At 66.4% G+C, this 24,664-nt stretch carries 22 protein-coding genes and 3 riboswitches; of the genes, 20 read left to right on the forward strand and 2 right to left on the reverse strand.

Annotated elements, in window-relative coordinates; translation table 11 throughout:
- The first annotated feature begins 29 nt into the window (after positions 1-29).
- Positions 30-251: riboswitch (cobalamin riboswitch) on the forward strand.
- Between the two features lie 91 nt (positions 252-342).
- From IVA87_RS10510 to cobJ, 7 genes are read left to right on the forward strand one after another with little or no spacing between them, the layout of a single operon-like run.
- Positions 343-717, forward strand: a complete 375-nt coding sequence (locus tag IVA87_RS10510) for a DUF1636 domain-containing protein (protein ID WP_247306107.1) — start codon at positions 343-345, stop codon at positions 715-717.
- On the forward strand, positions 714-1,748 hold the full coding sequence (cobW, locus tag IVA87_RS10515; RefSeq protein ID WP_247306105.1) for a cobalamin biosynthesis protein CobW: 1,035 nt from the start codon (positions 714-716) through the stop codon (positions 1,746-1,748). The genes IVA87_RS10510 and cobW overlap by 4 nt, the downstream gene beginning before the upstream one ends.
- Positions 1,748-4,996, forward strand: a complete 3,249-nt coding sequence (cobN, locus tag IVA87_RS10520) for a cobaltochelatase subunit CobN (protein WP_247333499.1) — start codon at positions 1,748-1,750, stop codon at positions 4,994-4,996. The genes cobW and cobN overlap by 1 nt, the downstream gene beginning before the upstream one ends.
- Positions 4,993-6,156 carry a precorrin-3B synthase gene (gene cobG / locus IVA87_RS10525; protein WP_247306099.1) on the forward strand — a complete coding sequence of 388 codons (1,164 nt, stop codon included), beginning with the start codon at positions 4,993-4,995 and terminating at the stop codon, positions 6,154-6,156. Before cobN ends, cobG begins: the two co-directional genes overlap by 4 nt.
- Entirely contained in the window at positions 6,156-6,785 is a 630-nt protein-coding gene (locus tag IVA87_RS10530; protein ID WP_247333500.1) for a precorrin-8X methylmutase, read from the forward strand. The genes cobG and IVA87_RS10530 overlap by 1 nt, the downstream gene beginning before the upstream one ends.
- Before the next feature lie 2 nt (positions 6,786-6,787).
- The gene (locus IVA87_RS10535; protein ID WP_247306095.1) at positions 6,788-7,519 is read left to right on the forward strand and encodes a precorrin-2 C(20)-methyltransferase; all 732 of its coding nucleotides are present in this window, start codon (positions 6,788-6,790) and stop codon (positions 7,517-7,519) included.
- Complete coding sequence (cobJ, locus tag IVA87_RS10540) at positions 7,516-8,250, forward strand: precorrin-3B C(17)-methyltransferase (protein ID WP_247306093.1); 735 nt, start codon at positions 7,516-7,518, stop codon at positions 8,248-8,250. Before IVA87_RS10535 ends, cobJ begins: the two co-directional genes overlap by 4 nt.
- On the opposite strand, the gene IVA87_RS10545 is transcribed toward cobJ, so the two are convergent.
- On the reverse strand, positions 8,226-8,972 hold the full coding sequence (locus IVA87_RS10545; RefSeq protein ID WP_247306090.1) for a cobalt-precorrin-6A reductase: 747 nt from the start codon (positions 8,970-8,972) through the stop codon (positions 8,226-8,228). The two genes, cobJ and IVA87_RS10545, sit on opposite strands and share 25 nt — an antisense overlap.
- On the opposite strand from IVA87_RS10545, the gene cbiT reads away from it, so the two are divergent.
- From cbiT to cobT, 8 genes are all read left to right on the forward strand, one after another.
- The gene (gene cbiT, locus IVA87_RS10550) at positions 8,971-10,152 is read left to right on the forward strand and encodes a precorrin-6Y C5,15-methyltransferase (decarboxylating) subunit CbiT (RefSeq protein ID WP_247333501.1); all 1,182 of its coding nucleotides are present in this window, start codon (positions 8,971-8,973) and stop codon (positions 10,150-10,152) included. The two genes, IVA87_RS10545 and cbiT, sit on opposite strands and share 2 nt — an antisense overlap.
- Complete coding sequence (locus tag IVA87_RS10555) at positions 10,149-10,517, forward strand: cobalamin biosynthesis protein (RefSeq protein ID WP_247306085.1); 369 nt, start codon at positions 10,149-10,151, stop codon at positions 10,515-10,517. Before cbiT ends, IVA87_RS10555 begins: the two co-directional genes overlap by 4 nt.
- On the forward strand, positions 10,514-11,296 hold the full coding sequence (cobM, locus tag IVA87_RS10560) for a precorrin-4 C(11)-methyltransferase (protein ID WP_247333503.1): 783 nt from the start codon (positions 10,514-10,516) through the stop codon (positions 11,294-11,296). Before IVA87_RS10555 ends, cobM begins: the two co-directional genes overlap by 4 nt.
- A complete protein-coding gene (locus tag IVA87_RS10565) occupies positions 11,296-12,603 on the forward strand; it encodes a cobyrinate a,c-diamide synthase (protein WP_247333504.1) in 1,308 nt (435 codons plus the stop codon). The genes cobM and IVA87_RS10565 overlap by 1 nt, the downstream gene beginning before the upstream one ends.
- On the forward strand, positions 12,600-13,331 hold the full coding sequence (cobA, locus tag IVA87_RS10570) for a uroporphyrinogen-III C-methyltransferase (protein ID WP_247306079.1): 732 nt from the start codon (positions 12,600-12,602) through the stop codon (positions 13,329-13,331). Before IVA87_RS10565 ends, cobA begins: the two co-directional genes overlap by 4 nt.
- A 45-nt stretch (positions 13,332-13,376) precedes the next feature.
- Positions 13,377-13,598: riboswitch (cobalamin riboswitch) on the forward strand.
- A gap of 36 nt (positions 13,599-13,634) precedes the next feature.
- The gene (locus IVA87_RS10575; protein ID WP_247306076.1) at positions 13,635-14,312 is read left to right on the forward strand and encodes an energy-coupling factor ABC transporter permease; all 678 of its coding nucleotides are present in this window, start codon (positions 13,635-13,637) and stop codon (positions 14,310-14,312) included.
- A 45-nt stretch (positions 14,313-14,357) separates the two neighbouring features.
- Complete coding sequence (cobF, locus tag IVA87_RS10580) at positions 14,358-15,107, forward strand: precorrin-6A synthase (deacetylating) (RefSeq protein WP_247333505.1); 750 nt, start codon at positions 14,358-14,360, stop codon at positions 15,105-15,107.
- A gap of 10 nt (positions 15,108-15,117) precedes the next feature.
- A complete protein-coding gene (gene cobT, locus IVA87_RS10585; protein ID WP_247306072.1) occupies positions 15,118-16,170 on the forward strand; it encodes a nicotinate-nucleotide--dimethylbenzimidazole phosphoribosyltransferase in 1,053 nt (350 codons plus the stop codon).
- Positions 16,171-16,176: 6 nt separating this feature from the next.
- Here cobT and IVA87_RS10590 read toward each other — a convergent pair whose 3' ends face one another.
- Positions 16,177-16,749 carry a histidine phosphatase family protein gene (locus IVA87_RS10590; protein WP_247306069.1) on the reverse strand — a complete coding sequence of 191 codons (573 nt, stop codon included), beginning with the start codon at positions 16,747-16,749 and terminating at the stop codon, positions 16,177-16,179.
- Between the two features lie 72 nt (positions 16,750-16,821).
- A riboswitch (cobalamin riboswitch) is annotated at positions 16,822-17,024 on the forward strand.
- A gap of 115 nt (positions 17,025-17,139) precedes the next feature.
- On the opposite strand from IVA87_RS10590, the gene IVA87_RS10595 reads away from it, so the two are divergent.
- The 5 genes from IVA87_RS10595 to IVA87_RS10615 all read left to right on the forward strand — a co-directional run bounded on the left by IVA87_RS10595 (position 17,140) and on the right by IVA87_RS10615 (position 24,656).
- Entirely contained in the window at positions 17,140-19,497 is a 2,358-nt protein-coding gene (locus IVA87_RS10595) for a TonB-dependent receptor (protein ID WP_247333506.1), read from the forward strand.
- A 12-nt stretch (positions 19,498-19,509) separates the two neighbouring features.
- The gene (locus tag IVA87_RS10600) at positions 19,510-20,943 is read left to right on the forward strand and encodes a PepSY domain-containing protein (protein WP_247333507.1); all 1,434 of its coding nucleotides are present in this window, start codon (positions 19,510-19,512) and stop codon (positions 20,941-20,943) included.
- Positions 20,944-21,172: 229 nt separating this feature from the next.
- Positions 21,173-22,777 (forward strand): ABC transporter substrate-binding protein, encoded by a 1,605-nt coding sequence (locus IVA87_RS10605; protein WP_247306061.1) that lies wholly within the window; start codon positions 21,173-21,175, stop codon positions 22,775-22,777.
- A 17-nt stretch (positions 22,778-22,794) separates the two neighbouring features.
- Positions 22,795-23,736, forward strand: a complete 942-nt coding sequence (locus IVA87_RS10610; protein ID WP_247306058.1) for an ABC transporter permease — start codon at positions 22,795-22,797, stop codon at positions 23,734-23,736.
- Entirely contained in the window at positions 23,733-24,656 is a 924-nt protein-coding gene (locus tag IVA87_RS10615; RefSeq protein ID WP_247306056.1) for an ABC transporter permease, read from the forward strand. The genes IVA87_RS10610 and IVA87_RS10615 overlap by 4 nt, the downstream gene beginning before the upstream one ends.
- The last annotated feature ends 8 nt before the right edge of the window (positions 24,657-24,664 follow it).

Raw genomic sequence — 24,664 nt, forward strand, 5'->3', positions numbered from 1 at the left:
CTTCGGCTTGACAAGTGGCGGCCACCGGCAAATGGTGGGCCTGCGCTGGTTCCTGTCCTATGACAGGCGAAGAGGGAATGCGATAGGGTCCGAATCGGCAAGATTTGGGTCCAAAATGCAGCCGCCCCCGCGACCGTGACCGGAGAGATGCCCGAAGCCACTGACCCCTAGCAGGATCGGGAAGGCGGGGATCGAAGGGCAAAAGCCCTGCTCCGCAAGCCGGGAGACCTGCCAGCGCGGACGATTTTGGACCGGCGGACGGGGTGTTCCGCGACGGGGAAACGGGCCTCTCACAATGGTTCGTGCGCCTCTTCGCCTCCCGCTGTTATTCTGGAAGAGGCGATGACGGTCACACTTCACGTCTGCATTACCTGCCGTGCCGGCGAGACGCTTGGCGAAGGCGACGTCACGCCGGGCAAGCGGTTGCATGGCGCGATCCTGGGCGCCGGCGTGCCCGATGGCGTCAATGTGGTTCCGGTCGAATGCCTCTCTGCCTGCAGCCAGGGCTGCTCGGTCGCGTTGAGTGCGCCCGGCCGCTGGTCCTATGTCTATGGCCGCCTGTCGGAGACGAATGCGCGCGACGTGGTCGCCGGCGCTGCGGCCTATGCGGCCGCGCCCGATGGCCTCGTGCCCTGGCGCAGCCGTCCCGAAATTTTCCGCAAGCAGTCGCTTGCCCGCATTCCCCCCATCGCCGTCGTGCCGGAGGCCGCCGAATGAATTCGCTCGCAAAAGTCCCGGTCACGGTGATCACCGGTTTTCTGGGCTCCGGCAAGACGACGCTGATCCAGCATCTGCTCGCCAATGCCGACGGCAAGAAGCTCGCCGTGCTCGTCAACGAGTTCGGCAGCGAGGGCGTCGACGGCGAGATTTTGAAGTCGTGCGCTGCCGCCAATTGCCCGGAGGAGAACATCATCGAGCTCGCCAATGGCTGCATCTGCTGCACCGTCGCCGACGATTTCATTCCAACCATGGAGCAATTGCTGGCGCGCCCCGTGAAGCCCGATCACATCCTGATCGAGACCTCGGGCCTGGCGTTGCCGAAACCGCTGCTGAAGGCGTTTGACTGGCCGGAGATCCGCTCGCGTATCACTGTCGATGGCGTGATTGCGCTGGCCGATGCTGAGGCCGTCGCTGCTGGCCGCTTCGCGCCGGACCCGATTGCAGTCGAGGCGCAGCGCGCGGCGGACGACAATCTCGACCACGAGACGCCGCTGTCGGAAGTGTTCGAGGACCAGATCGCCTGCGCCGACATCGTGCTGCTGACCAAGGCCGATCTTGCCGGCAGCGCTGGGATCGAAGCCGCCAAGGCGGCGATCACCGCCGAGATGCCGCGCCGCGTGCCGATGCTTCCCGTCACCGACGGCGCGATCGATGCGCGCGTCATCCTCGGTCTCGGCGCCGCCGCCGAGAACGATCTTGCCGCGCGTCCCTCGCATCACGACGGCGAAGAGGAGCATGAGCATGACGATTTTGCTTCCGTCGTGATCGACCTGCCGGAAGTTGCCGATATCGATGCGCTGGTCGCCTCCGTTCAGCGCCTGGCGCGCGAGCAGAACGTGCTGCGCGTCAAAGGCTATATCGCAATCGCGGGTAAGCCGATGCGCCTCTTGCTGCAGGCGGTCGGCGAGCGTGTGCGCCACCAGTTCGACAAGCCCTGGGGCGCAGGTGTCAGGCAATCAAAACTCGTCATGATTGGCGAGCACGGCGATATTGACGAGGCCGCGATCAGGTCAGGGCTAGCAACCTGATGCACGTCGTTTTCCGCGAGAGCCGCGGTCTTGAGGAGACCGCGACGCCAAGGGACATCGGCCAGGACCCGGCCGATCTCGTGGTGCTCTCATATTCGGATTCCGACCTTGCCGCCTTTGCGGCCGGCTGGCGGCGCGGCCGTACCAGCCTGCCGTCGCTGCGGCTCGCAAATCTTGCGGAACTGCGTCATCCGCTCTCGGTGGACACCTATATCGAGCGCACGCTCTCCCATGCGCGTGGCATTCTGGTACGTCTGATCGGCGGTGAATCCTATTGGCCGTATGGTCTCGCAACGCTCCAGCAACTTGCTAAGGACCGCAACATCGTGCTGGCCGTGCTGCCGGCCGACGGCCGTGACGATACGCGGCTCGACGCGTATTCGACCTTGCCGGTCTCGACCCTGCGCCGGCTCAAGGTGCTCTGTGACACCGGCGGCCCGGTCGCGGCCCAAGCCGCGATCGCGCAGCTCGCGCTGGCCTCGGGCCTCTATGCCGGGCCAGTCGTCGGCGAAATGGATGTGCCCGAGACGGGATTTTATGATCCCGCGCGCGGCGTCATTGCTGCGCCGGCGGGCGGCGAGGGGAAGCCGCTCGCGCTGGTGACGTTCTATCGCTCCTATCTCACCGCTGCGGACACCGGGCCGGTCGATGCCTTGATCGCCGCGCTGCGCGATAAGGGTTTTGGTGCCTATGGTGTCTTCGTCACCTCGCTGAAAGCCGCAGGCGTCGCGGATTGGCTGCGCGCGCATCTCGCGCGAAATCCTCCGGCGGCGATCGTCAATGCGACGGCGTTCTCGGCCGTAGGCGACGATGGCACGACGCCGTTCGACGTAGCCAAGTGTCCGGTGTTCCAGGTTGCGCTCTCGACGGCACGGCGCGAGGATTGGGCTACCTCGCTGCGCGGCCTCTCGCCGGGCGACCTCGCGATGCATGTGGTGCTGCCCGAGGTCGATGGCCGCTTGTTCGCGGGCGTGGTGAGCTTTAAAGCCGCTGCGGAGCGCGATCCCGATCTGCAGTTCTCCCATCTTGCGCATCGCGCTGACGAGGAGCGGGTGAAGGCCGTCGCCGCACGGGTTGCGGCCTGGCGGCGGCTCGCCGAGACGCCCGTCGCCAAGAAGCGTCTGGCGATCGTGCTTTCGAACTACCCGGGCCGTCCACACCAGATCGCGCATGCGGTTGGTCTCGATGCGCTGGCGTCCGTCGAGGTCTTGCTGTCCGACCTCGCGCAGACGGGCTTCGATGCCGCGCCAGTTCATGCGCTCGGCGAAACGCTGCTGAGGCAGCAGCTGACCTGGAGCGTCGCTGAGTACCGCACGGCGCTCTCGCGTCTGCCGCAAGCATTGCAGGATGATCTCGCACAAGCTTGGGGTGCGCCGGAGGATGATCCGAGCTGTCGCGACAGCGCGCTCCACTTCGCCGCGATTCGGTGCGGCCAGTCGATCATCGCGGTTCAGCCCGAGCGTGGCGATGCAACCACGCGCGATGTCGATTATCACGATCTCGCCCGCACGCCGCGCCATGCCTATGTTGCGTTCTATCTCTGGCTTCGAGAGCAGGGCTGTGACACCGTCGTGCATATGGGCGCGCACGGCACGCTGGAATGGCTGCCCGGCAAATCCGTGGCGCTGTCATCGAGCTGTTGGCCGGAAGCCCTGATCGGCGATCTGCCGGTCATCTATCCCTTCATCGTCAATGATCCCGGCGAGGCTGCGCAGGCCAAGCGGCGCGTCGGCGCCGTCACGATCGGCCATCTGCCGCCGCCTCTTGCCGCATCCGTCGTTCCGGAGGGCTTGCGCCGGCTCGAACGACTTCTGGACGAATATTCCACTGCCGATGGTCTTGACCCCGCCCGCCGCCAGCGGTTGATCGCGGCGATCCGCGACGAAGCCCGTGCCGCGGGCCTCGAAGACGATCTTGGCCTCGATGCATCGGCCACACCAGCCGAAGCGATTCCACGGATCGATCGTTTCGTCTGCGACCTCAAGGAAAGCCAGTTCGGTGACGGCTTGCACGTGTTCGGCCGCGGCGCCTGCGGCGACGTGGAGCGGGACGCCTTGCGCGCCGCGCTTTCGGGGCAGCGCATTGCGCCGGGGCCGTCGGGCTCGCCTTATCGCGGGCGCCAGGACGTGCTGCCGACCGGGCGCAATCTCTTCGCCGTCGATCCGCGCGCGGTGCCGACGCCGTCGGCGCATGCGCAAGGCATCAAGCTCGCGGAAGAGCTGCTGCGCCGTCACTTGCAGGATCATGGTGACTGGCCGAAGGGGCTCGTGGTCGATCTCTGGGGCTCGGCGACGATGCGCACCGCAGGCGAGGAGTTCGCGATGGCGCTGCATCTGGCCGGTCTTGCGCCGCACTGGGACCACGCCTCCGGCCGCGTCACCGGCTACGACATCATCGCGCCGGCCGAGCTCGGCCGCCCCCGTATCGACGTGACGCTGCGCGTATCCGGCCTGTTCCGCGACGTCTTTTCGGGTCTGGCGCAGTTGTTCGAGGCTGCGTCCGAGGCTCTCGCAAACCGCGACGAAGAGGGCGAGGAGAATCCCTATCGCCACCGTGCCTCACGTGTCTTTGCGCCGCGGCCCGGACAATACGGCGTCGGCTTGTCAGCGATCCCTGGTACCTTCACGCCCGAAACGCGTGATGCCGCCGGGGAAGCGTGGCTGTCGGCATCGTCCTTTGCGTTCTCGGCGGATGGCGCGATCAAGCCGGATCGCGCTGGCATCGAGGCGCGGCTTGCGTCCGCCGATGCCTTCGTCCATGTCCAGGATCTGCCAGAGACCGATCTTCTGCTCGCCGCGGACTATGCTGCGCATGAAGCGGGGGTCGCCGCAGCTGCGGCACATCTCGGCGCGGCAGGACCATCGCTCTATCACATCGACACGACGCGTCCCGAGCAACCGCACGCGCGCACGCTGACCGAGGAAATCTCGCGCGTCGTCCGTGCGCGCGCGGCCAATCCCGCCTGGATCGCCGGCATGATGCGCCACGGGTTTCGCGGCGCGGCCGAGATCGCCGCGACGCTCGAGCACATGGCCGCCTTCGCGCATCTCGCCGGCGCCGTGCCGCCGCATCTGTTCGATATCTATTATGACGCGACGCTTGGCAACGCCGACGTCCGCGCTTTCATGACGCGCGAAAATCCGGCGGCGCTCGCAGCAATGGAGACGTGCTTCATGCGGTTGCATGACGCCTCGCTCTGGCGGACGCGCCGCAATTCGATCGCCGCTGCGTTGAAGGAGGCCTCATGAGCGCTTCCGCGGTCAAGGGCTGGTGTCCCGGCGCGCTGCGGCCGATGCAATCGGGCGACGGGCTCGTGGTCCGCGTGCGCCCGTTCGGCGGTCGCCTTACAGCGGCACAGACTTCCGGCCTTGCTGACCTGGCCGAACGCTTCGGCAATGGTCTCCTCGACGTGACGAGCCGCGCCAACCTCCAGATCAGAGGTGTCAGGGACGAAAGCCACGGTCCGCTGCTCGATGGCCTTGCGCGACTGGCGCTGCTCGATCCCGATGCCGACATCGAATCCCGGCGCAACATCCTGGTAACGCCGTTCTGGAACGAGGGCGACGACACGCAGGCGCTCGCCGCCGAGCTCGAAGAGGCGCTTGCCGACAGCGCGCTCGAATTGCCCACAAAATTCGGCTTCGCCATCGATGACGGGACCTCGCGCGTGCTCGCCGGCGACTCCGCCGACGTGCGCATCGAGCGCGATCGTGCGGGCCGGCTTCTCGTGCGCGCCGATGGTGCGAGCTTCGGTCGTTGCGTCGGACGCGGAGGCGTCGTGAGCACGGCGCTCGCGCTCGCAGACTGGTTCATTACCTCCGGCGGGGTCCGCAGCGGGCGAGGGCGCATGGCGGCCCACATCGCTTCCGGTGCGGCATTGCCGGGGACCTTGCGCGGCGAGACCGAACCTGCCCCCGTGATGGCTGCGCTGCAGCCCGGACATTATCCGCAGGGCGCCATGGTCGGGGTCGCATTCGGGCAGATGCTGCATACGACGCTGCATCAATTCGCCGGTTGCGGAGATGCCCTGCGCATGACGCCATGGCGGATGGTCTTGAGCGAGGGCAAGCGTGCGATGCCGAACGGGGCCGGTCTCATCACCGAACCCTACGATCCCGCGCTGCGCGTCATCGCCTGCAGCGGCGCCCCGCGTTGCCGCGAGGCGCATGCCGACACCCGCGCGCTCGCCGCCGCGCTCGCGCCGCGCATTGCACCCGATACGCGGCTTCACGTCTCTGGCTGCGCCAAGGGCTGTGCGCATTCCGGCGCCACCGCCGTGACGCTGGTTGCGACCGGTGCCGGATTCGATCTCGTGCGCGGTGGATCGGCCCGCGATGAGCCCGCTCTGCGCGGCCTGAACCGCGATGACATCGTCAGCGATCCCTCCATTCTGGTGGGAGGGCACTGATGCCGCACAGTTACGAAACCGACGGCGCGGCGATCTACCGGCAGTCCTTTGCGACCATCCGCGCCGAGGCTGATCTTGCGCGCTTCTCGCCGGACGAGGAGCAGGTCGTGGTGCGGATGATCCACGCCGCCGGCATGGTCGGCCTTGAGGCGCATATCCGCTTCACGCCCGGCATGGTCGCCACTGCGCGCGCGGCCTTGCAGAATGGCGCGTCGATCCTGTGCGACGCGCGCATGGTCTCGGAAGGAATCACGCGCGCAAGACTTCCTGCGGCCAACCCGATCATCTGCACACTCGGTGATGCCACCGTGCCGGCGCTGGCGCAATCCATGCGCAACACGCGCTCGGCTGCGGCGCTGGAGCTGTGGAGGCCACATCTGGGCGGCGCGATCATCGCGATCGGCAATGCGCCGACTGCGCTGTTTCATCTCCTCAACATGCTCGAGGACCGCGATTGCCCGCGGCCCGCGGCGATCATCGGCTGTCCGGTCGGCTTCGTCGGTGCCGCCGAATCCAAGGCCGCGCTGATGGCCGATCCGCCGGCACCTGCGCTGACGGTCGAAGGCCGCCTCGGCGGTTCCGCGATCACGGTTGCCGCCGTGAACGCGCTGGCGAGCGGGAGCGAATAGTCATGGGACGCATCATCTGCTGCGGTCTCGGCCCCGGCGATCCGGATTTGATGAGCGTGCGCGCCGACCGCATGGTGCGCGGTGCCAGGCACGTCGCCTATTTCCGCAAGAAGGGAAGGCCGGGTCAGGCGCGCAGCATCGTCGAGGGCATGCTCGCCGCCGACGTCACCGAATACCCCATGGAATATCCCGTTACGACCGAGATCGCCTTCGACAGCCCCAACTATGTCCATCTGCTCGCCGGCTTCTATGACGAATGGGCCGAGCGCCTGGCGCGGCTTTCGCGCGCGGTCGACCTCGTCGTGCTCTGCGAGGGTGATCCCTACTTCTACGGCTCTTTCATGCATCTGCACACGCGCCTGCAGGGCCGCGTCGAGATCGAGGTGATCGCGGGCATTCCCGGCATGGTCGGCTGCTGGAACGGCGTGGGACAACCGATTGCGCTCGGCGACGATGTGACGACGGTGCTGATGGGGACGCTTGGCGAAGACGAACTCGAGCGGCGCATGCGCGATTCCGATGCACTCGTCATCATGAAGACCGGCCGCAATCTTGCAAAGGTGCGCCGCGCGCTTGCATCCGCCGGCCGGCTGGACGATGCCTGGCTGGTCGAGCGCGGCACCATGCCGGGCGAGCGCATCGCGCGGCTCGCCGAAGTCGATGCCGCCGATTGTCCCTATTTCGCGATCGTGCTGGTGCACGGCAAGGGCCGGCACCTGGACGCCGCCGAATGACGGGTACGCTGACCATCGCAGGGCTCGGCCCTGGCAGTGACGCGCTGGTGACGCCGGAAGTCTCCGCCGCGCTCGCGGCCGCGACCGATATTCTCGGCTACGCGCCTTATGTCGCCCGCGTCTCGCCGCGACCGGGGCTTACACTGCACCCGTCGGACAATCGCGAAGAGCTGCAGCGCGCAAGCGAAGCCTTGCGGCTTGCCTCCGAAGGCGGCCACGTGGTCGTCGTCTCCTCCGGTGATCCCGGCGTGTTCGCGATGGCCTCTGCCGTGTTCGAGGCGCTCGAGCAGGCTCCGCAATGGCGGGAGCTGCCGATTCGCGTGCTGCCCGGCATCACCGCGATGCTGGCGGCGGCCGCCCGCGCCGGCGCGCCGCTCGGCCATGATTTCTGTGCGATCAATCTTTCCGACAATCTGAAGCCCTGGGCGGTGATCGAGAAGCGCCTGCGGCTTGCGGCGGAGGCCGATTTTGCCATTGCGATGTACAATCCGCGTTCGGCGAGCCGAGCGGAGGGATTTGGCCGCGCGCTTGCGGTGCTGAAGGAGTCCGGTTGCGGCGAGCGCCTGATGATCTTTGCCCGCTCGATCAGCGCGCCCGATGAAGAGATCGAGACCGTCGCTCTGAACGAAGCGACACCCGAGATGGCCGACATGCGCACGCTGGTGATCGTCGGCAATTCGCAGACGCGCCGCGTCGGCCGCTGGGTCTATGCGCCGAGGCAGGTCCGATGACCGAGCCACTGCATAACCTCGGAAACGCTCTCCACCCGCAACCGCTCGGGCAGGTTTGGTCGCGAGATCAGGATCACGGGCAGGCCGAGCATGCGGGCCGCATCGATCTTGGCGCGCGCACCGTCTCCGCCGGAATTACGGGCAACGATCCAAGTGATCCCGCGCCCCCGCAGCAGCTCCAGCTCGCTATGAAGCGTGAACGGCCCGCGCGACACGATCACGTCGGCCGGAAAGGGCAGGGTTGTTTCGGGCGGATCCACGAAACGCAGCGTGTAGCGATGCTGCGGCGTCATCGCAAATGGCGCGATGTGTTGGCGGCCGATCGCGAGGAACACTTTGGCCGGCCTTTCGGGCAGCGTCGCGACGGCGGCGTTGACGTCGACGACCTCGATCCAGTTGTCGCCAGGCGCTTTGGTCCAGGGCGCGCGCTCCAGCGCAATCAATGGCGTGCCCGTCTCCGCGCAGGCTTCGACCGCATTGCGGCTCATCTCCGCCGCGAAGGGGTGGGTCGCGTCGACCACATGCGTGATGCCTTCACGACGAAGGTATTCGGCAAGCCTGCCCACGCCGCCGAAGCCGCCGATGCGGGTCGGCAGCGGCTGATCGGCGGGCGTGCGGGTGCGACCGCCATAGGAATAGACGGCCTTGATGCCCGCGCGCGCGATCGCCGCGGCGAGCAGGCTCGCATCGGCTGTTCCGCCCAGAACGAGGGCGCGCATCATGGCTGATCCCTGGCTGACCATCATCGGTATCGGCGAAGATGGCCTTGCCGGGCTGTCCGAAGCAAGCCGAAAGGCGCTTGCCAAGGCAGAAACCGTCTTCGGCGGCGAGCGTCATCTTGCGCTTGCGCAAGTTGGCAGCCGCGGCCGTCCGTGGCCGGTGCCGTTCGATGCAGATATGGTGCTGAGCTGTCGCGGCCGGCCGACGGTCGTGCTCGCCTCAGGCGATCCGTTCTGGCATGGCGCCGGTGCAAGTCTTGCCGACAAGCTGCAGGCTGGCGAGTGGATTGCGCACTCCGCGCCGTCGACGTTCTCGCTCGTCGCCGCGCGGCTTGGCTGGCGTCTGGAATCGGTGATCTGTCTTGGACTTCACGCTGCGCCATTCGAACGTCTCGTGCAGCATCTGGCGCACGGGGCGCGGATCATCTGTCTCGTCCGTAATGGCAAAGCGGCCGGCGATCTCGCGAACTGGCTAACCGAGCGCGGCTGGGGCCCTTCCGCATTCTGGACTCTCGCCGCGCTTGGCGGGCCGAATGAAAGCGTCAGAGAGTATCGCGCTGACAGCTTTACGCGCGCTTCGTCCGGAAACCTCGTTGCGGTTGCGCTGGAGGCGAAGGGCGGGCAGGGGCTGTCTCGCGGTTCGGGCCTGCCGGACGATCTCTTCGCTCACGACGGCCAGATCACCAAGCGGCCGATGCGCGCCTTGGCGCTCTCGGCGCTGGCGCCGTGTCCCGGCAGGACGCTGTGGGACATCGGCGCCGGTTCGGGCTCGATCTCGATCGAGTGGGCGCTGTGCGGCGGAACGGCGGTGGCCATTGAGGCGCGTGATGATCGAACTGCAAACATCCGCAGCAACGCGGCCGCGTTTGGACTGGAGCATCGGATCACGGTCATCGCGGGCGAAGCACCCGATGCTCTGACAGCGCTGGACGCGCCGGACGCTGTCTTCGTCGGCGGCGGCCTCGATGGCGCGATGTTTGACGCCATCTGGTCGCGGTTGGCGCCTGGGGCGCGGCTCGTCGCGCATGCGGTGACGCTGGAGACAGAGGCGCTGCTCGGCGAACTGCACCAGCGCCACGGCGGCGAGCTGATGCGGGTGGAGATCGCGCATGCAGCCCCACTCGGCCGCTACCGGTCATGGGAGGCGGCGCGGCCGGTGGTGCAATGGAGTGTGGTCCGATGAAAGTTGCCGGGCTCGGATTCAAGAAGGATGTGACGCTGGCTTCACTGCGCGAGGCGCTGCTGGCCACCGGCGGTTTCGAAGGCCTTGCTGCGGTGGCAACCGTCAGCGACAAGGCCGATGCCGAAGCGCTGAAGCAGCTCGCGCGCGAATGCGGTGTGCCGATCAAGGCTGTTCCTGCCGATGTGCTTGCGAGCGTCGACACGCCGACGCAGTCGAAGCTTATTGCGGAAAAGTTCGGCACGGGATCAGTCGCCGAAGCCGCGGCGCTTGCCGCGGCTGGCCCTCGCGCGCGGCTGATTGCGAGGCGGGTTGTCTCGCAGGATCGCACCGCGACCGCCGCGATTGCGGAAGGAGACGGCTTATGACCGTGCATTTCATCGGGGCCGGCCCGGGCGCGCCCGATTTGCTGACCTTGCGCGGCCGCGACCTGATCGCCGCCTCTCCACTGTGTCTCTATGCCGGCTCGCTTGTGCCGGCGGGTGTGCTGGCGCATTGCCCGCCGGGCGCGCGGATCGTCAACACCGCGCCGCTGTCGCTCGACGAGATCATCGCCGAGATCGTCGCCGCGCACGCGGACGGCAAAGACGTCGCCCGTCTGCATTCCGGCGATCTCTCGATCTGGTCGGCGATGGGCGAGCAGCTCCGCCGCCTGCGCGCGCTCGGCATTCCCTATTCGGTCACGCCGGGCGTGCCGTCCTTCTCGGCTGCTGCCGCTGCGCTGGAGACCGAACTGACGCTGCCTGGTCTCGCCCAGACGGTCGTGCTGACGCGCACGCCGGGCCGGGCCAGCGCCATGCTCGAGGGCGAGAAGCTTGCTGCGTTCGCCGCGACGGGCGCGGTGCTCGCGATCCATCTGTCGATCCATCTGCTCGACAAGCTCATCGCCGAGCTGACGCCGCATTACGGCGCAGACTGCCCGGTCGCGATCGTCTGGCGCGCGAGCTGGCCGGACCAGCGCATCGTCCGTGCCACACTGGCAACGCTCGATGCGGCTGTAGGCAGCGAGATGGAGCGCACCGCGCTGGTCCTGGTCGGCAGGACGCTGAACGCCACGGATTTTGACGAGAGCCGCCTCTATGCCGCCGACTATGATCGCCGCTATCGGCCGGTTGGCGCCGAGCCGCGCTTCCCGGAGGCGTCCTGATGGCGGCAGGTCTCGTCATCTCCGCACCGGCCTCGGGGGTCGGCAAAACCACGCTGACGCTGGCGCTCGCCCGCGCTTGGCGCAATCGCGGCTTGAACGTGCAGTGCTTCAAGAGCGGGCCCGACTATATCGATCCCGCCTTTCACGCTGCGGCGACGGGACGGGCCTCCGTCAATATCGATAGCTGGGCGATGGATCGCGGGGCGATCGCGCATCTCGTCAGCCGCGGCGCGGATGCCGACGTCGTGCTCGCGGAGGGCTCGATGGGCCTGTTCGACGGCGTCGCCGCGCGCGGCGTCTCCGGCACCGGCGCCACCGCAGACATCACCGAGATGCTGGGCTGGCCCGTGCTGCTGGTGATCGATCCCTCCGGCCAAGCGCAGACCGCGGCAGCAATTGCCGCGGGCCTTCGCGACTACCGCCCTGGCGTGCGCCTTGCCGGCGTGGTGCTCAATCGTGTCGCCAGCCCGCGCCACGAAGATCTCGTGCGTCGCGCGCTGAGAGACGCCGGCATCGCCGTGTTCGGCGCATTGCCGCGCCATGCCGAGATTGGTCTGCCGAAGCGCCATCTCGGCCTGGTGCAGGCCGAGGAGCAGGCCGGGATCGGCAAGCTGATCGACGAGGCCGCGCGCTTCGTTGCCGAGCATGTCGATCTCGATGCGGTGCTGCGGGCGGCCGCCAACTGGTCGCCGGCAGCGAGCAATGGTTTGAACGTGACGCCGCCCGGGCAGCGCATTGCGCTCGCCCGCGATGCGGCGTTCTCCTTCGTCTATCCGCACATGCTGGAGGCCTGGCGCGCGGCCGGCGCCGAGATCGTGCCGTTCTCGCCGCTGGCCGACGAACCGCCTGACGCGAGCGCCGATGTCTGCTGGCTGCCCGGCGGCTATCCCGAGCTTCATGCCGGCAAGATCGCGGCCAACGCACGCTTTCGCAGCGGCGTGCGGTCCTTCGCCGAGACACGGCCGGTCCACGGCGAATGCGGAGGCTATATGGTGCTGGGGACCGCTTTGACCGATGCCGATGGCGTGCGCCATGAGATGGCGGGGCTGCTCGGCCTGGAGACCAGCTTTGCCAAGCGCCGCATGCATCTGGGCTATCGTCTCGCCGAACTGGCCACGCCGATGCCGGGGCACCGGGCCGGCGCACGCCTGCGCGGCCACGAGTTCCATTATTCGACGATCATCGCCCAGCCCGACACGCCGCTGGCCGTGGTCCACGACGCAACCGGCGCGGTCATTGCCGAGACCGGCTCGCGGCGGGGCCAAGCCACCGGCACGTTCTTCCATCTGATTGCGGAGGACCGGTGAGCGGTTTTGTCAGTTTCGTCTCCGCCGGCCCCGGCGACCCCGAACTCCTCACGGTGAAGGGGACTGCACGGCTGCGCGAGGCCGACGTCGTGCTCTATGATGATCTTGCCTCCGGCGCGATCCTCGATCTCGCCCGTCCCGGCGCCAATCTCGTCGCGGTCGGCAAACGGGCAGGGCGGCCCTCGACCAAGCAGCACCACGTCAACCGCCTCTTGGTTGACTATGCCGCAACTGGCGCGCGCGTGGTGCGGCTGAAGTCTGGGGACGCCGGCATTTTTGGCCGGCTCGAGGAGGAGCTCGAGACGCTGCGCGAGGCCGGCATCGGCTACGAGATCATTCCCGGCGTCACATCCGCCTGCGTCGCCGCCGCGCAAGCCGGCATCCCCCTGACCCGGCGCCACACCTCGCGGCGGGTGCAGTTCGTGACCGGGGCCGACGTCACCGGCGAGCTGCCGCAAAACCTGAATTGGGTGGCGCTGGCAGATCCGGAGGCAACCACCGTGGTTTATATGGGTCGGCGCACCTTTCCGGCCCTTGCCGCAAAATTGATCGAGCATGGCCTCGCCGCAGATACGCCGGCGCTGTTTGCGGAATCTCTTGGCCGTTCCGACGAGCGGCTGGTGCGCACCACCATTGTCGAGCTTGCCGAGCAGCTTGCCCGCGGCGGCGCCGCTTCCACCGCCGCCGTCATCCTGTTCGGGGCGCTGGCAGGAGACGATCTGTCATGATGGCCGCGGCCGCCCTTGGCCCCTTGACGCCCGGCTCGCGAAAGGGGCACACAGGAGAGGCATGGTGCTCGACGCGGCGCAAAGCGCCGGAGCATAATCGGGAATGGGGGCGGGCGGACCCAGTTGCGGCGCCCAAATCCCCAGCCGCCCCCGCGACTGTAAGCGGTGAGGGGCTCCGATCAGCCACTGGGCCGCAAGGCTCGGGAAGGCCGGAGAACCGCAAGTGAACCGCGAGCCAGGAGACCGGCCCTGCACGTTTTGAGGCCAAGGCCGTCGGGTGTGACGGCAGGAAGGATCTGAGCCATGCATATCGAACCCGGAATCGTGACGGGCGCCAAGCTCGTGTTGAGTTACGCAACCGGCATCGCCGCAGGCGGCGTTGCCTTGAAGCTCGCCGTGGGGACCGTGCGCGAGCAGGGCATCGGCTCGTTCGCGACGCGCACGCTCGCCACCACCGGCCTCGTCTTCAGCTTCTTCCAGGTGCTGCCGCACTTCCCGGTTGGCGTCTCCGAGGTGCACTTCATCCTCGGCTCGACGCTGTTCCTGCTGTTCGGTGCTGCGCCCGCCGCCTTCGGCCTTGCGTTCGGGCTGCTGCTCCAGGGCGTCTTCTTCGTGCCGACCGACCTGCCGCAATACGGCATGAACATCACGACACTCCTGGTGCCGCTGTTCGCGATTCAGGCGCTGGCCACGCGGATCATTCCGCGCAACACCGCTTACGTCGATCTGCAATACCGCCAGGCGCTGGCGCTCTCGACCGCCTATCAGTCCGGCATCGTCGCCTGGGTGGCGTTCTGGGCCCTCTATGGCTCCGGCTTCGGCGCGACCAACCTCGCCAACATCGCGGCGTTTGCGGCATCCTATGCGCTGGTCATCGTGATCGAGCCGCTCGCCGATCTCGCGGTGCTGGCGCTGGCGAAGTCGCTGCGCGGTGTCACCGCGCCCGGCCTCGTCACGCCGCGCCTTCATAACGGCGCTTGAGAGACAAGCGAAGGGCGGCCGGTGCGGCCGCCCTTCGCGCTCGCGATGCTCACGCTTTCCTTAATAGGCATCGGTTGCGGCGATCCCGGGCAGCTCACGCGCGCCGCGGCCCGTGCCATCAACGCCGCCGATCTCGTCCTGATCCCGCGCAAGGGGACGGCGAAATCTGATCTCGCAGATCTCAGGCGGACGATCTGCGCGGATGTGCTCACCAGCGCGAGCACGCGCATCGCCGAGTTCGACTTGCCAGTGCGGGACACGACTGAGGCGGACTACCACAAGGGCGTGGACGATTGGCACGATGCCGTGGCGGCAACCTGGTCGCAAACCATCGCAAATCATCTCGGCGGCGAGGGCAAGGTCGCGCTGCTGATCTGGGGCGATCCTTCGCTGTACGATTCCTCGCTGCGCATTGCGCGGCGGCTCCATCCGTTGCCGACGATCGAGGTCGTGCCCGGCATCACCTCGATCCAGGCGCTGTGCGCCGCGCATGCGCTGCCGCTCAACGATATCGGCGAGCCATTCCTGGTCACGACGGGGCGGCGCTTGCGCGAAGGCGGCTGGCCACAAGGGGTCGATACCGTCGCTGTGATGCTCGACGGCGGCACGGCGTTCCAGTCGCTCGATCCGGCTGGTCTCCACATCTGGTGGGGCGCCTATCTTGGCATGCCCGATCAGATCGTCATGTCCGGTGCGCTGGCCGAAATCGGCCCGCGTATTGTCGCTGCGCGGCAGCAGGCGCGCCAGCGGCATGGCTGGATCATGGACAGCTACATTCTCAAGCGCACGCGTTAAGCGAGGCAGCATGCTCCCCGAATGGGTCTACCAAGAGTGTCCCGACATCTCCGCGATGCACCGCGAGGCAGCGATCGCGCGGCAGACGCAATTGACAAAGCCGACCGGCGCGCTCGGCCGGCTTGAGCAACTGGCGATCGAGCTTGCGGGCCTGCAAGCGACGGAATCTCCTCGCGCCGCGCGCGTGCCGATCATCGTCTTCGCCGGCGATCACGGCATCGTCGCGCAGGGCGTGTCTGCCTATCCGCAAGGAGTGACGATCGCGATGATGGCGAATTTTGCCTCCGGTGGCGCCGCGATCTCGGTGCTGGCGCGTGAGCTTGGTTCCAGCCTGGAGGTGGTCGACGCCGGAACGCTGGCGCAGGAACAGATGGCGGGCGTCGTCACCGACAAGCCGCGGAGCGGCACGCGCGATTTCAGCGTGGAAGCTGCACTCGAGCCTGCGGAACTGGCATTCGCCTTCGCAGCCGGGCAGCGCGCGGTTGCACGCGCGGAAGTCGGCCGGCCTGATCTGGTGATCTTCGGCGAGATGGGCATCGGCAACACCACGGTCTCGGCGGCCATTGCGGCGAGCCTGCTCGGCATCAGCGCCGAGGAGATCGCGGGCAGCGGCACCGGTATCGACGCGGCCGGCCGCGCGCACAAGGCGCGGGTGATCGATGCCGCGATTGCGCGCCATGGCATTGCGGGCGCTTCGTCCGAACACATCTTGTGTGCCGTCGGCGGTCTCGAGATCGCGGCGATCTGCGGCGCTATCATCGCGGCGGCGCAACGCCGCCTTCCCGTATTGATCGACGGCTTCATCGTGTCGGTCGCGGCGCTGGTGGCGGTGCAGATCAACCCCTCGTGCCGACCGTTCCTGCTGCCGTCGCATCAATCGGCGGAGCAGGGGCATCGGCTGGTGCTGCGTGCGCTGAACGTGCAGCCGCTGATCAGCCTCGATCTTCGGCTCGGTGAGGGCTCCGGCGCTGCGATCGCGTTGCCGCTGGTGCGGTCGGCTTGCGCGCTCCACAACGGCATGGCGACTTTTGCGCAAGCCAATGTGCCGGATCGCCCGGCCTGATCGGGCTCAGGCCATCCGCTGATTGACGGAGACGACGCGCCACCCAGTGGCGAGCCGGTCGATCCGGGTGAGCGACAGCGGATCGATCACGAAGCGCAAGGCGGCCTGCGGCGTCAGATCCAGCGCGATGCACAGCGCGGCGCGGATCGTGCCGGAATGCACGACGAGCGTTGCGGAGCCCGCGCTGATCCGCGAGAGCCCAAGCCGGACGCGCGCGACCTGATCCGCAAAGCTCTCGCCGCCCGGCGGACGTTCGCGCGCCGGATCGCTCCAGAATTGCGCATAGGCCTCGTCCCCGGCCGCGCCGATCTCGTCATGCCGACGCCCGGTCCATGCGCCGAAATCCTGTTCGCCGAATTCGGGGATCAGCTCGGGCGTGAGTCCCAGCGCATGCGCGGTCTCGATCGTGCGCCGCGCTGGGCTCGCATGGCTCGCCGCGCCTCTCGGCAGAGACTGCCGCAGCGCCTCTAGCTGCGCGCGATCGCGAAGATCGGCCGGCGCATCGGCGGCATGGATCGTCCCTGTGACGCCATCGACCGGCGCATGCCGTATCAGCCAAAGGAAGGTCTCGCCTTCCATGCTCGTCTCCAAGGAAGTTGGTTGCTGTGGCAATAACGCCGCAGCTTGCACATTGACTCTGTCTTGATCGTAATCCTAGATGCTGGCGACGGTTTCCCCGAGAGGGGATGAAAAGGGAATGCGGTGCGGGGAATTCGTCCCCAATGCCGCGGCTGCCCCCGCAACTGTAAGCGGTGAATCCTTCGTCAGAAGCCACTGGGTCCTCGGTCCCGGGAAGGCGACGAAGCGGTCACGACCCGCGAGCCAGGAGACCTGCCGTCAGCCGTGGTCACACGCGAAGATGTCGGTCGGGGAGTACAGACATTCGGCTTCATCGAAGGGCTGACAGGCCAAAGGTGAGACCTCGTTCGCTGTGACGTGCCACTGACGTCATACCGAGGTTTCGAAACCGTGTCTTCTCTCCGTTTTATACGACCGTACCGCTTCCTGCTTGCCTCCGCGGCGCTTACGTCACTGGCCGCCGTCGATGTATCTGCCGCCCTGGCGCAGCAGGTCCGCGAGTCGCTGCCGCCGGTCGAGGTGTCGCCCGCCCAATCCCGCAAGCAGGCCAAGCCGGCGGGCCGGGAGGCGCCAAGCGCCCGCCGTGCAACGGCGCGCAGGCCAGCGACTGCATCCACAGCGCCAAAGCCTGTCGTGCCGGCCGCCGCGGCACCAACGCCGCTCAACAGCAATGCCGTGGCTGAAAGCGCCTCGCGGCTCGGCCTCACCGTGCGTGAAACGCCGGCGACCGTCGAAGTCATCTCGGCCGAGACGATGCGCGAGCAGAGCTATCGCACTGTCTCCGAAGTGGCGCAGGGCGCGGTCGGCGTCACCTCCGGCGACAATCCGGCTGAACCTTCAGCCTTCTCCATGCGCGGCTTCACCAACAGCCAGATCAACACGCTCTACAACGGCATCAAGATCGGTCCGCAGAACATGACCTCGCGGATCGTAGACACCACCAATCTGGAGGCTGTTGAATTCCTGAAAGGTCCGGCCTCGCTGATATCAGGCGAGGGCGCTGCCGGCGGCGCCATCAACTTCGTCACCAAGCAGCCGCATACAGGACTGGTCCGGAACGAGGCTGATTTCTCTTGGGATTCCCTGAACTCGTTCCGCGTTCACTACGGCTCGGGCGGCAGCACCAACGTGCAGGGCCTGGACTATCGCGTCGACATCAGCCGTTCCACCCTCAACGGCTTTGCCGACGACACCAACGTCAAGACGTTCGGCACGTCCGGCCAGCTCAATTACCGCATCTCGGACAGACTCAAGATCTGGGGCGCAATCGAATACAGGGAGGATCGCTCCAAAGCCTACTGGGGCGCGCCGCTGGTGCCGATCGCCTTCAGCGGCTCGCACGCGACGACGGGGATCGTCTCCGGCAATTACGTCTCCAACTACAACGGAAGCAATCTCGGCGCCGTCACCATTGACGACCGCACCTTCAACACCAATTACAACGTCCTCGACAATCGCAACGCCGCGCAGGAGGTGTGGCTGCGCGGTGGCTTCGAGCTGAAGCTCGCGCCGGACCTGACGCTGAAGAGCCAGGCCTATGGCTACGGTGCAGAACGGACCTGGTTCAACAACGAGATCGAGGCGTTCAATTCCACGACGAACATGGTCGATCGTGAACGCTTCTATGTCGCGCACAGCCAGCGGCTGGTGGGCAACATCACCGACCTGATCTGGGACACGAACATTGCAGGCTTCGACAACCGGCTGGTCACGACGTTGTCGTCAAGCTATCTCGATTTCGTCAGGCCGGGTGCGGCAAACTTCCCAGGCGATTCCGTTTCGCTGGTCAATCCCGACCGCGGCTTTTACGGCCCGCTCACGATCCAGCAGCAAACCGCGCGCATCGACAACGAGGCGCTGTCGTTCGAGGACCGGCTGAAGCTGACACGTACCTTCGCACTGGTCGGCGGCCTGCGCGTCGAGCATATCGGGCTCGACCGCAACTCGACCGATAAGAACGGCCTGGAGAAGGCTGGCTTTCCGTTCACGAAAGACTGGGCGCCGGTCACCGGTCGCATCGGCTACACCTGGGAGGCCGTGCCCGGTCTGACCTTCTTCAGCCAGTACGCCACCGGCGCCGATGTCTCCGCCACCAACATCTTTCTGCTCGGGCCGACCCAGCCGCTCGAACTGACGACCGCGCGCACTTATGAGACCGGCGTCAAGCATCTGTTCTGGGACAACAGGGCGGAATGGTCGTTTTCCGCCTACGACATCGTGCGCAAGAACGTCTACGCCGCGGCCGGCGGCATGCAGTTGAATATCGCCGGACGACAGGAGTCGAAGGGCGTGGAGCTCGCGGCGTCCGTGCGCCCGATCGAGCCCCTGCGTCTCTGGGGAAACATCGCCTATGTCGATGCTCGCTACGCCGACTACAATTTCGTGGGCGGCTCGTTCACCGGCAATATGCCGCCGAACGTGCCGCGCATCGTGGCCAACGCCGGCGCGTCGTATCGGTTCTTCACGCCCTGGCAGGTGGAGCTCGGCATCACCGGCCGTCACGTTGGCGACCGCTACAACACCGATGCCAACGTGGTGACGATGAAGGCCTACACTGTGGCCGACGTCTATGCCTTCGTCGACATCCCCAAGACGGTGTTCAATGCGGTCGACCAGGCTCGCTTGATCTTCCGCGTCCGCAATATAACCGACAAGCGGTTTGCGATCTGGGGCGATCCGTTCTACCCCGACCAAATCCTGCTCGGCGCGCCGCGGACCTACGAAATCTCCGCGGCGTTCAAATGGTGAGGTGTTAGACGGATGATGAGTGCGATCGTCCTGCTGCACCGCTGGCTCGGGATCGCCTTCTGCCTGCTGTTCGCGATGTGGTTCGCGACCGGGATCGTGATGCACTTCGTTCCGTTCCCGTCATTGACGGAGGCGGAACGCTTTGCCGGACTCGTGCCGCTGGATCGCGAAGAGACGAGAATACCGGTTGCCGGCGCCGTTGCCGCGAGCGGAATCGCGGATGCCACGCGCGTTCGGCTGATCCAGCGAAGCGACGGCGCGGTTTACATCGTCTCGGGTCCATCGCGTCAGCGCGCAATCCGCGCGGCCGACGGGAACGACGCGTCGGTGAAATCCGCCGATGTCGCACTGGCTATTGCGCAGGCTCATGCGCGCCAGCGCGAGATCGATGCCTCGCATGCGAGGATTGTCGGCCGTGCGGATGTCGATCAGTGGAGCGTACCGAACGGATTTGATCGCCATCGACCCTTGTTTCGCGTGGCCCTCGGTGTCGCCGCCGGGACAGAAGTCTACGTCTCGTCGCTCACCGGTGAGATCGTCCTGGATACGACACGGCGCGAGCGCGGCTGGAATCTTGTCGGCAGTGTGCTGCACTGGATCTATCCGACCGTTCTGAGAAGCAACTGGGCGCTGTGGGATCGGCTGGTGTGGTCGCTATCGTTGCTGGCTCTGATCGCGGCTGTACTGGGCGCGGTGCTCGGGATTGTGCGGATCAGGATTGGCAAGAGGCAAATCTCGTCGCCTTACCGTGGCTGGCACGCCTTGCATCACTTGATCGGCTTGGCAGCGACGGTCTTCGTGCTGACCTGGATCTGCAGTGGCTGGCTCTCGATGGACCACGGCCGACTGTTCTCGCGCGGGCAGTTGACCCCGACAGAGGCCGGCCTAGTGAACGCAGCGCCGGATTGGCGGGACGCTTCATCGCTCGATGGCTGGCCGATATCTTCTTTGGCTCGCGAGGCCGAATGGTTCGCCTTCAACGGCAATGTCTATCGGCGCGATCGGGTGGCGCTCGGCCGTCAGACGTTGATCAGGAGAGGGGATGGGCCGCGCGATGGACCGGCGGGATTCCTTGACGTGCACGAGATTCAGGGGCTGACCGGGCGCTTTGCAGACGGCTGCGCTCCACCATCCGTCCTTCCTGACAACGACGACTATCCCGCCCGATCCATGATGCCGGGTGCACCGGTCTACCGCTCGTTCTGCGGCGAGGACTGGTTCGACGTCGATGGCGCCGACGGCGGCGTGCTGCAAAGATTGGATCCGTCGCGGCGCGCCTACCGCTGGCTTTACGGCGCACTGCACACGCTCGACTTCCCGGTCCTGCTCTCGCATCCGCGGTTGCGCGACGTCGTGACCGTCGGGCTCTGTGCCCTCGGGCTGGTGTTCTCCCTCACCGGCATCGTCATCGGCTGGCGGCGCTTGCGGTCCTCGCTGGCAGCCTGAACTAAGGCGCAAGGGCGCCTCGATACGGCAGGGATCTGCAGATCAGCGGTGCGTGGGCTGCGCACGATGCGCCGTGTCGCGGCGGCGCCTGCCAGGACGCGCGAAGTCCGATCCAGATCCCGCTGGCGAAGGCGCGGTTAGTGGCATACCATTTGCACGCCAATGGGCTCTGGTTTCACCTGCCCTTGGCCAATGACGGCCGGCATCACGGCAATACTGGGAGGACTTCATGGATCGCAGGACCGTATTGAAGGGACTGGCTGGTGCGGGCGGTCTGGCGTTGACGGGTGGCCTTTCGGCCCCCGCTCTGTCGCAAGGTTCGGCGGCGCGCACCCTGCGCTTCGTGCCGCAGGCAAACCTCGCCAATTTCGATCCGATCTGGGGCACTCAATATGTCGTGCGCAACGCTGGCGCGATGGTCTGGGACACGCTCTACGGCATCGATTCCTCGCTCCAGCCGCAGCGGCAAATGGTTGAGTCCGAGGAAGTGACGGACGACGGTACGACGTGGACGTTTCGCTTAAGGCCTGGCCTCAAGTTCCACGACGGCGAGCCGGTGCTGAGCAAGGACGTCGTCGCGAGCCTTTCCCGCTGGGCGGCCCGCGATCCCATGGGCCTCATGATCAAGGCGCTCCAGCAGGAACTCACCGCCGTTGACGACCGCACCTTCAAATGGGTGCTGAAGCAGCCCTATCCGAAGATGCTTTACGCGCTGGCGAAGAACAATTCGCCTTGCTCCTTCATCATGCCGGAGCGCATCGCGCAGACCGATCCGTTCAAGCAGATCACGGATTACGTCGGCTCCGGTCCGATGAAGTTCGTCAAGGGCGAATGGGTGCCCGGCGCGAAAGCGGTGTTCGATAAGTTCGCCGACTACGTGCCGCGGCAGGAGAAGGCATCCTGGCTTGCCGGCGGCAAGCAGATCCTGGTCGATCGCGTGGAGTGGGTGGTGATGCCGGATCCGGCCACCGCGGCCGCCGCGTTGCAGAACGGCGAGGTCGACTGGTGGGAGAGCCCGATCGCCGACCTCGTTCCGGTCCTGAAGAAAAACAAGAACATCAGCGTCGATATCGGCGATCCCCTTGGCAATATCGGGTCGTTCCGCATGAATCACCTCTTTGCGCCCTTCAACGATGTGCGGGCGCGCCGTGCCGTGCTGATGGCGCTGAGCCAGGAAGATTATATGCGCGCGATCGTCGGCGACGACACTGCGCTCTGGAAACCGCTGCCCGGCTTCTTCACGCCGGATACGCCGCTCTACAGCGAAACCGGCGGCGAGATCCTGAAAGGCAAGCGCGATTTCGATGCGGCCAAGAAGCTGCTCGCCGAGAGCGGCTATTCCGGCCAGCCGGTGACCTGCCTGGTCGCGCAGGATCAGCCGATCACGAAGGCGCAAGGAGACGTCACGGCGGACCTCCTGAAGAAACTTGGCATGAATGTCGACTTCGTTGCCACCGATTGGGGCACGGTCGGCTCGCGCCGTGCGCAGAAGACGCCGCCCGGCCAGGGCGGCTGGAACATGTTCCACACCTGGCATGCGGGTGCGGATTGCATCAATCCGGCCCCCTACACCGCCATTCGCGCCAATGGCGACAAGGCCTGGTTCGGCTGGCCGAGCAGCCCCGGCACCGAAAAAGAGGTCACGGCCTGGTTCGACGCCAAGAACATCGATGAGGAGAAGGCTGCGGTCGCCCGCCTCAACAAGGCGGCGCTCGAGGACGTCGTCTATGCGCCGACGGGATTCTTCCTGAGTTACACGGCGTGGCGCAAGAACGTCTCCGGCATCACCAAGGGGCCGCTGCCGTTCTTCTGGGGCGTGTCGAAGTCCGCATGATCCTGCGTTGAGGCCAGATGCTCTCGTACATCCTCCGTCGCATCGTCGCAACACTTCCGGTGATGGCGATCGTCGCGCTGTTCGTGTTCAGCCTGCTCTACATCGCGCCGGGTGATCCCGCCGTGGTGATCGCGGGCGACCAGGCGAGCCCGGAGGATGTCGAGCGCATCCGCCAGAGCCTCGGCCTCGATCGTCCCTTCCTGGTCCAGTTCGGAAGCTGGGTCTGGCGAATCCTGCACGGCGATCTCGGCACCTCGATCTTCACCAATCTGCCGGTGTCGGCGCTGATCGGCCAGCGCCTCGGACCGACGCTGTCACTGATGATGGTCACCCTGCTGCTCACGATCGTGGTCGCGGTGCCGCTCGGCGTGGTGGCGGCGTGGAAGGCTGGCAGCCTGATCGACCGCGTGATCATGGGCTTTGCCGTGTTCGGCTTCTCGCTGCCCGTCTTCGTGGTCGGCTACATGCTCGCCTACGTCTTCGCGCTCGAGTTGGAATGGCTGCCGGTGCAGGGGTATACGCCGCTCGCGCAAGGCTTCTGGCCGTGGCTCGAGAACCTGATCCTGCCGGCGATCGCGCTCGGCTGCGTCTACATTGCGCTGATCGCGCGCATCACCCGCGCCACCATGCTCGAAGTCTTGCAGCAGGATTATATCCGCACCGCCCGCGCCAAGGGCCTCGGGCAGGGCGGCATCCTGTTTATTCACGCGCTGAAGAACGCGGCGGTTCCGATCGTGACCGTGATCGGAATCGGCATCGCACTCCTGATCGGCGGCGCGGTGGTCACGGAGAGCGTGTTCGCGATCCCCGGTCTCGGCCGGCTCACGATCGACGCGATCTTGCGCCGCGACTATCCCGTCATCCAGGGCATCGTGCTGCTGTTCAGCTTCGTCTACGTCCTCGTCAATCTGATGATCGACGTCATCTACACGCTCGTTGACCCGAGGATACGCTATTGACCGATACCACCGTCGATCCGCAATCGCTTCCCGCTGGCTTCGTCGTCGCGCCACAACTACCCGAGATCCTGCGGCCGGTCAGGATCCGGCTCGGTTTCATCGGGTTCTTGCGCGGCCATCCGACAGTCGCGATCGGCGGCGCGCTGCTGCTGACGCTGGTCCTGATCGCGATCTTTGCGCCCTATCTCGGAACAGTCGACCCGACCGCGCTTGCGCCGGCCAAGCGCACGCGGGCGCCGTCGGCCGATTTCTGGTTCGGCACCGACGTGCTCGGCCGCGACATCTATTCGCGCGTGCTGTTTGGCGCGCGGGTCTCGCTCACGGTCGGGCTTTCAGTTGCGATCTTCGCATCCGCGGCCGGCCTTGCCATCGGCATGGTTTCCGGCTTTATCCGCTGGGCCGACGGCATCCTAATGCGCTTCATGGACGGTCTGATGTCGATCCCGCCGATCCTGCTTGCGATCGCGCTGATGGCGCTAACCCGCGGCAGCGTCGGCAACGTCATCCTGGCCATCACCATCGCCGAAATCCCGCGCGTTTCGCGCCTCGTGCGCAGCGTGGTGCTGTCGTTGCGCGAGCAGCCCTATGTGGACGCAGCCGTGGCCTGCGGCACGCGCACGCCGATGATCATCTTGCGCCACATCCTGCCCAACACGGTGGCCCCGATGCTGGTGCAGGCGACCTATATCTGCGCCAGCGCCATGATCACGGAGGCGATTCTGTCCTTCATCGGCGCAGGGACGCCGCCGACTATTCCGTCCTGGGGCAACATCATGGCCGAGGGCCGCGCGCTGTGGCAGGTCAAGCCCTATATCGTGTTCTTTCCGGCTGCATTCCTGTCGGTCACCGTGCTCGCCGTGAACCTGCTTGGCGACGGTCTTCGCGATGCGCTCGATCCGCGCATGGCCAAGAGCCTTTGAAGAGGGGC

Origin of the sequence: Bradyrhizobium sp. 147, assembly GCF_023073935.1 — a bacterium.
Taxonomy (GTDB): Bacteria; Pseudomonadota; Alphaproteobacteria; order Rhizobiales; family Xanthobacteraceae; genus Bradyrhizobium.

Excerpts from the sequence above, each read along its gene's own strand:
- IVA87_RS10530 (WP_247333500.1), top strand. The coding sequence starts at position 6,156 with ATGCCGCACAGTTACGAAACCGACGGCGCGGCGATCTACCGGCAGTCC.
- cobG (WP_247306099.1), top strand. The coding sequence starts at position 4,993 with ATGAGCGCTTCCGCGGTCAAGGGCTGGTGTCCCGGCGCGCTGCGGCCG.
- IVA87_RS10545 (WP_247306090.1), bottom strand. The coding sequence starts at position 8,972 with ATGATGCGCGCCCTCGTTCTGGGCGGAACAGCCGATGCGAGCCTGCTC.
- cobT (WP_247306072.1), top strand. The coding sequence starts at position 15,118 with ATGCTCCCCGAATGGGTCTACCAAGAGTGTCCCGACATCTCCGCGATG.
- cobW (WP_247306105.1), top strand. The coding sequence starts at position 714 with ATGAATTCGCTCGCAAAAGTCCCGGTCACGGTGATCACCGGTTTTCTG.
- IVA87_RS10565 (WP_247333504.1), top strand. The coding sequence starts at position 11,296 with ATGGCGGCAGGTCTCGTCATCTCCGCACCGGCCTCGGGGGTCGGCAAA.
- IVA87_RS10535 (WP_247306095.1), top strand. The coding sequence starts at position 6,788 with ATGGGACGCATCATCTGCTGCGGTCTCGGCCCCGGCGATCCGGATTTG.
- IVA87_RS10590 (WP_247306069.1), bottom strand. The coding sequence starts at position 16,749 with ATGGAAGGCGAGACCTTCCTTTGGCTGATACGGCATGCGCCGGTCGAT.
- cobM (WP_247333503.1), top strand. The coding sequence starts at position 10,514 with ATGACCGTGCATTTCATCGGGGCCGGCCCGGGCGCGCCCGATTTGCTG.
- IVA87_RS10600 (WP_247333507.1), top strand. The coding sequence starts at position 19,510 with ATGATGAGTGCGATCGTCCTGCTGCACCGCTGGCTCGGGATCGCCTTC.
- IVA87_RS10510 (WP_247306107.1), top strand. The coding sequence starts at position 343 with ATGACGGTCACACTTCACGTCTGCATTACCTGCCGTGCCGGCGAGACG.
- IVA87_RS10610 (WP_247306058.1), top strand. The coding sequence starts at position 22,795 with ATGCTCTCGTACATCCTCCGTCGCATCGTCGCAACACTTCCGGTGATG.
- IVA87_RS10555 (WP_247306085.1), top strand. The coding sequence starts at position 10,149 with ATGAAAGTTGCCGGGCTCGGATTCAAGAAGGATGTGACGCTGGCTTCA.
- cbiT (WP_247333501.1), top strand. The coding sequence starts at position 8,971 with ATGGCTGATCCCTGGCTGACCATCATCGGTATCGGCGAAGATGGCCTT.
- cobF (WP_247333505.1), top strand. The coding sequence starts at position 14,358 with ATGCTCACGCTTTCCTTAATAGGCATCGGTTGCGGCGATCCCGGGCAG.
- IVA87_RS10605 (WP_247306061.1), top strand. The coding sequence starts at position 21,173 with ATGGATCGCAGGACCGTATTGAAGGGACTGGCTGGTGCGGGCGGTCTG.
- cobJ (WP_247306093.1), top strand. The coding sequence starts at position 7,516 with ATGACGGGTACGCTGACCATCGCAGGGCTCGGCCCTGGCAGTGACGCG.
- IVA87_RS10575 (WP_247306076.1), top strand. The coding sequence starts at position 13,635 with ATGCATATCGAACCCGGAATCGTGACGGGCGCCAAGCTCGTGTTGAGT.
- cobN (WP_247333499.1), top strand. The coding sequence starts at position 1,748 with ATGCACGTCGTTTTCCGCGAGAGCCGCGGTCTTGAGGAGACCGCGACG.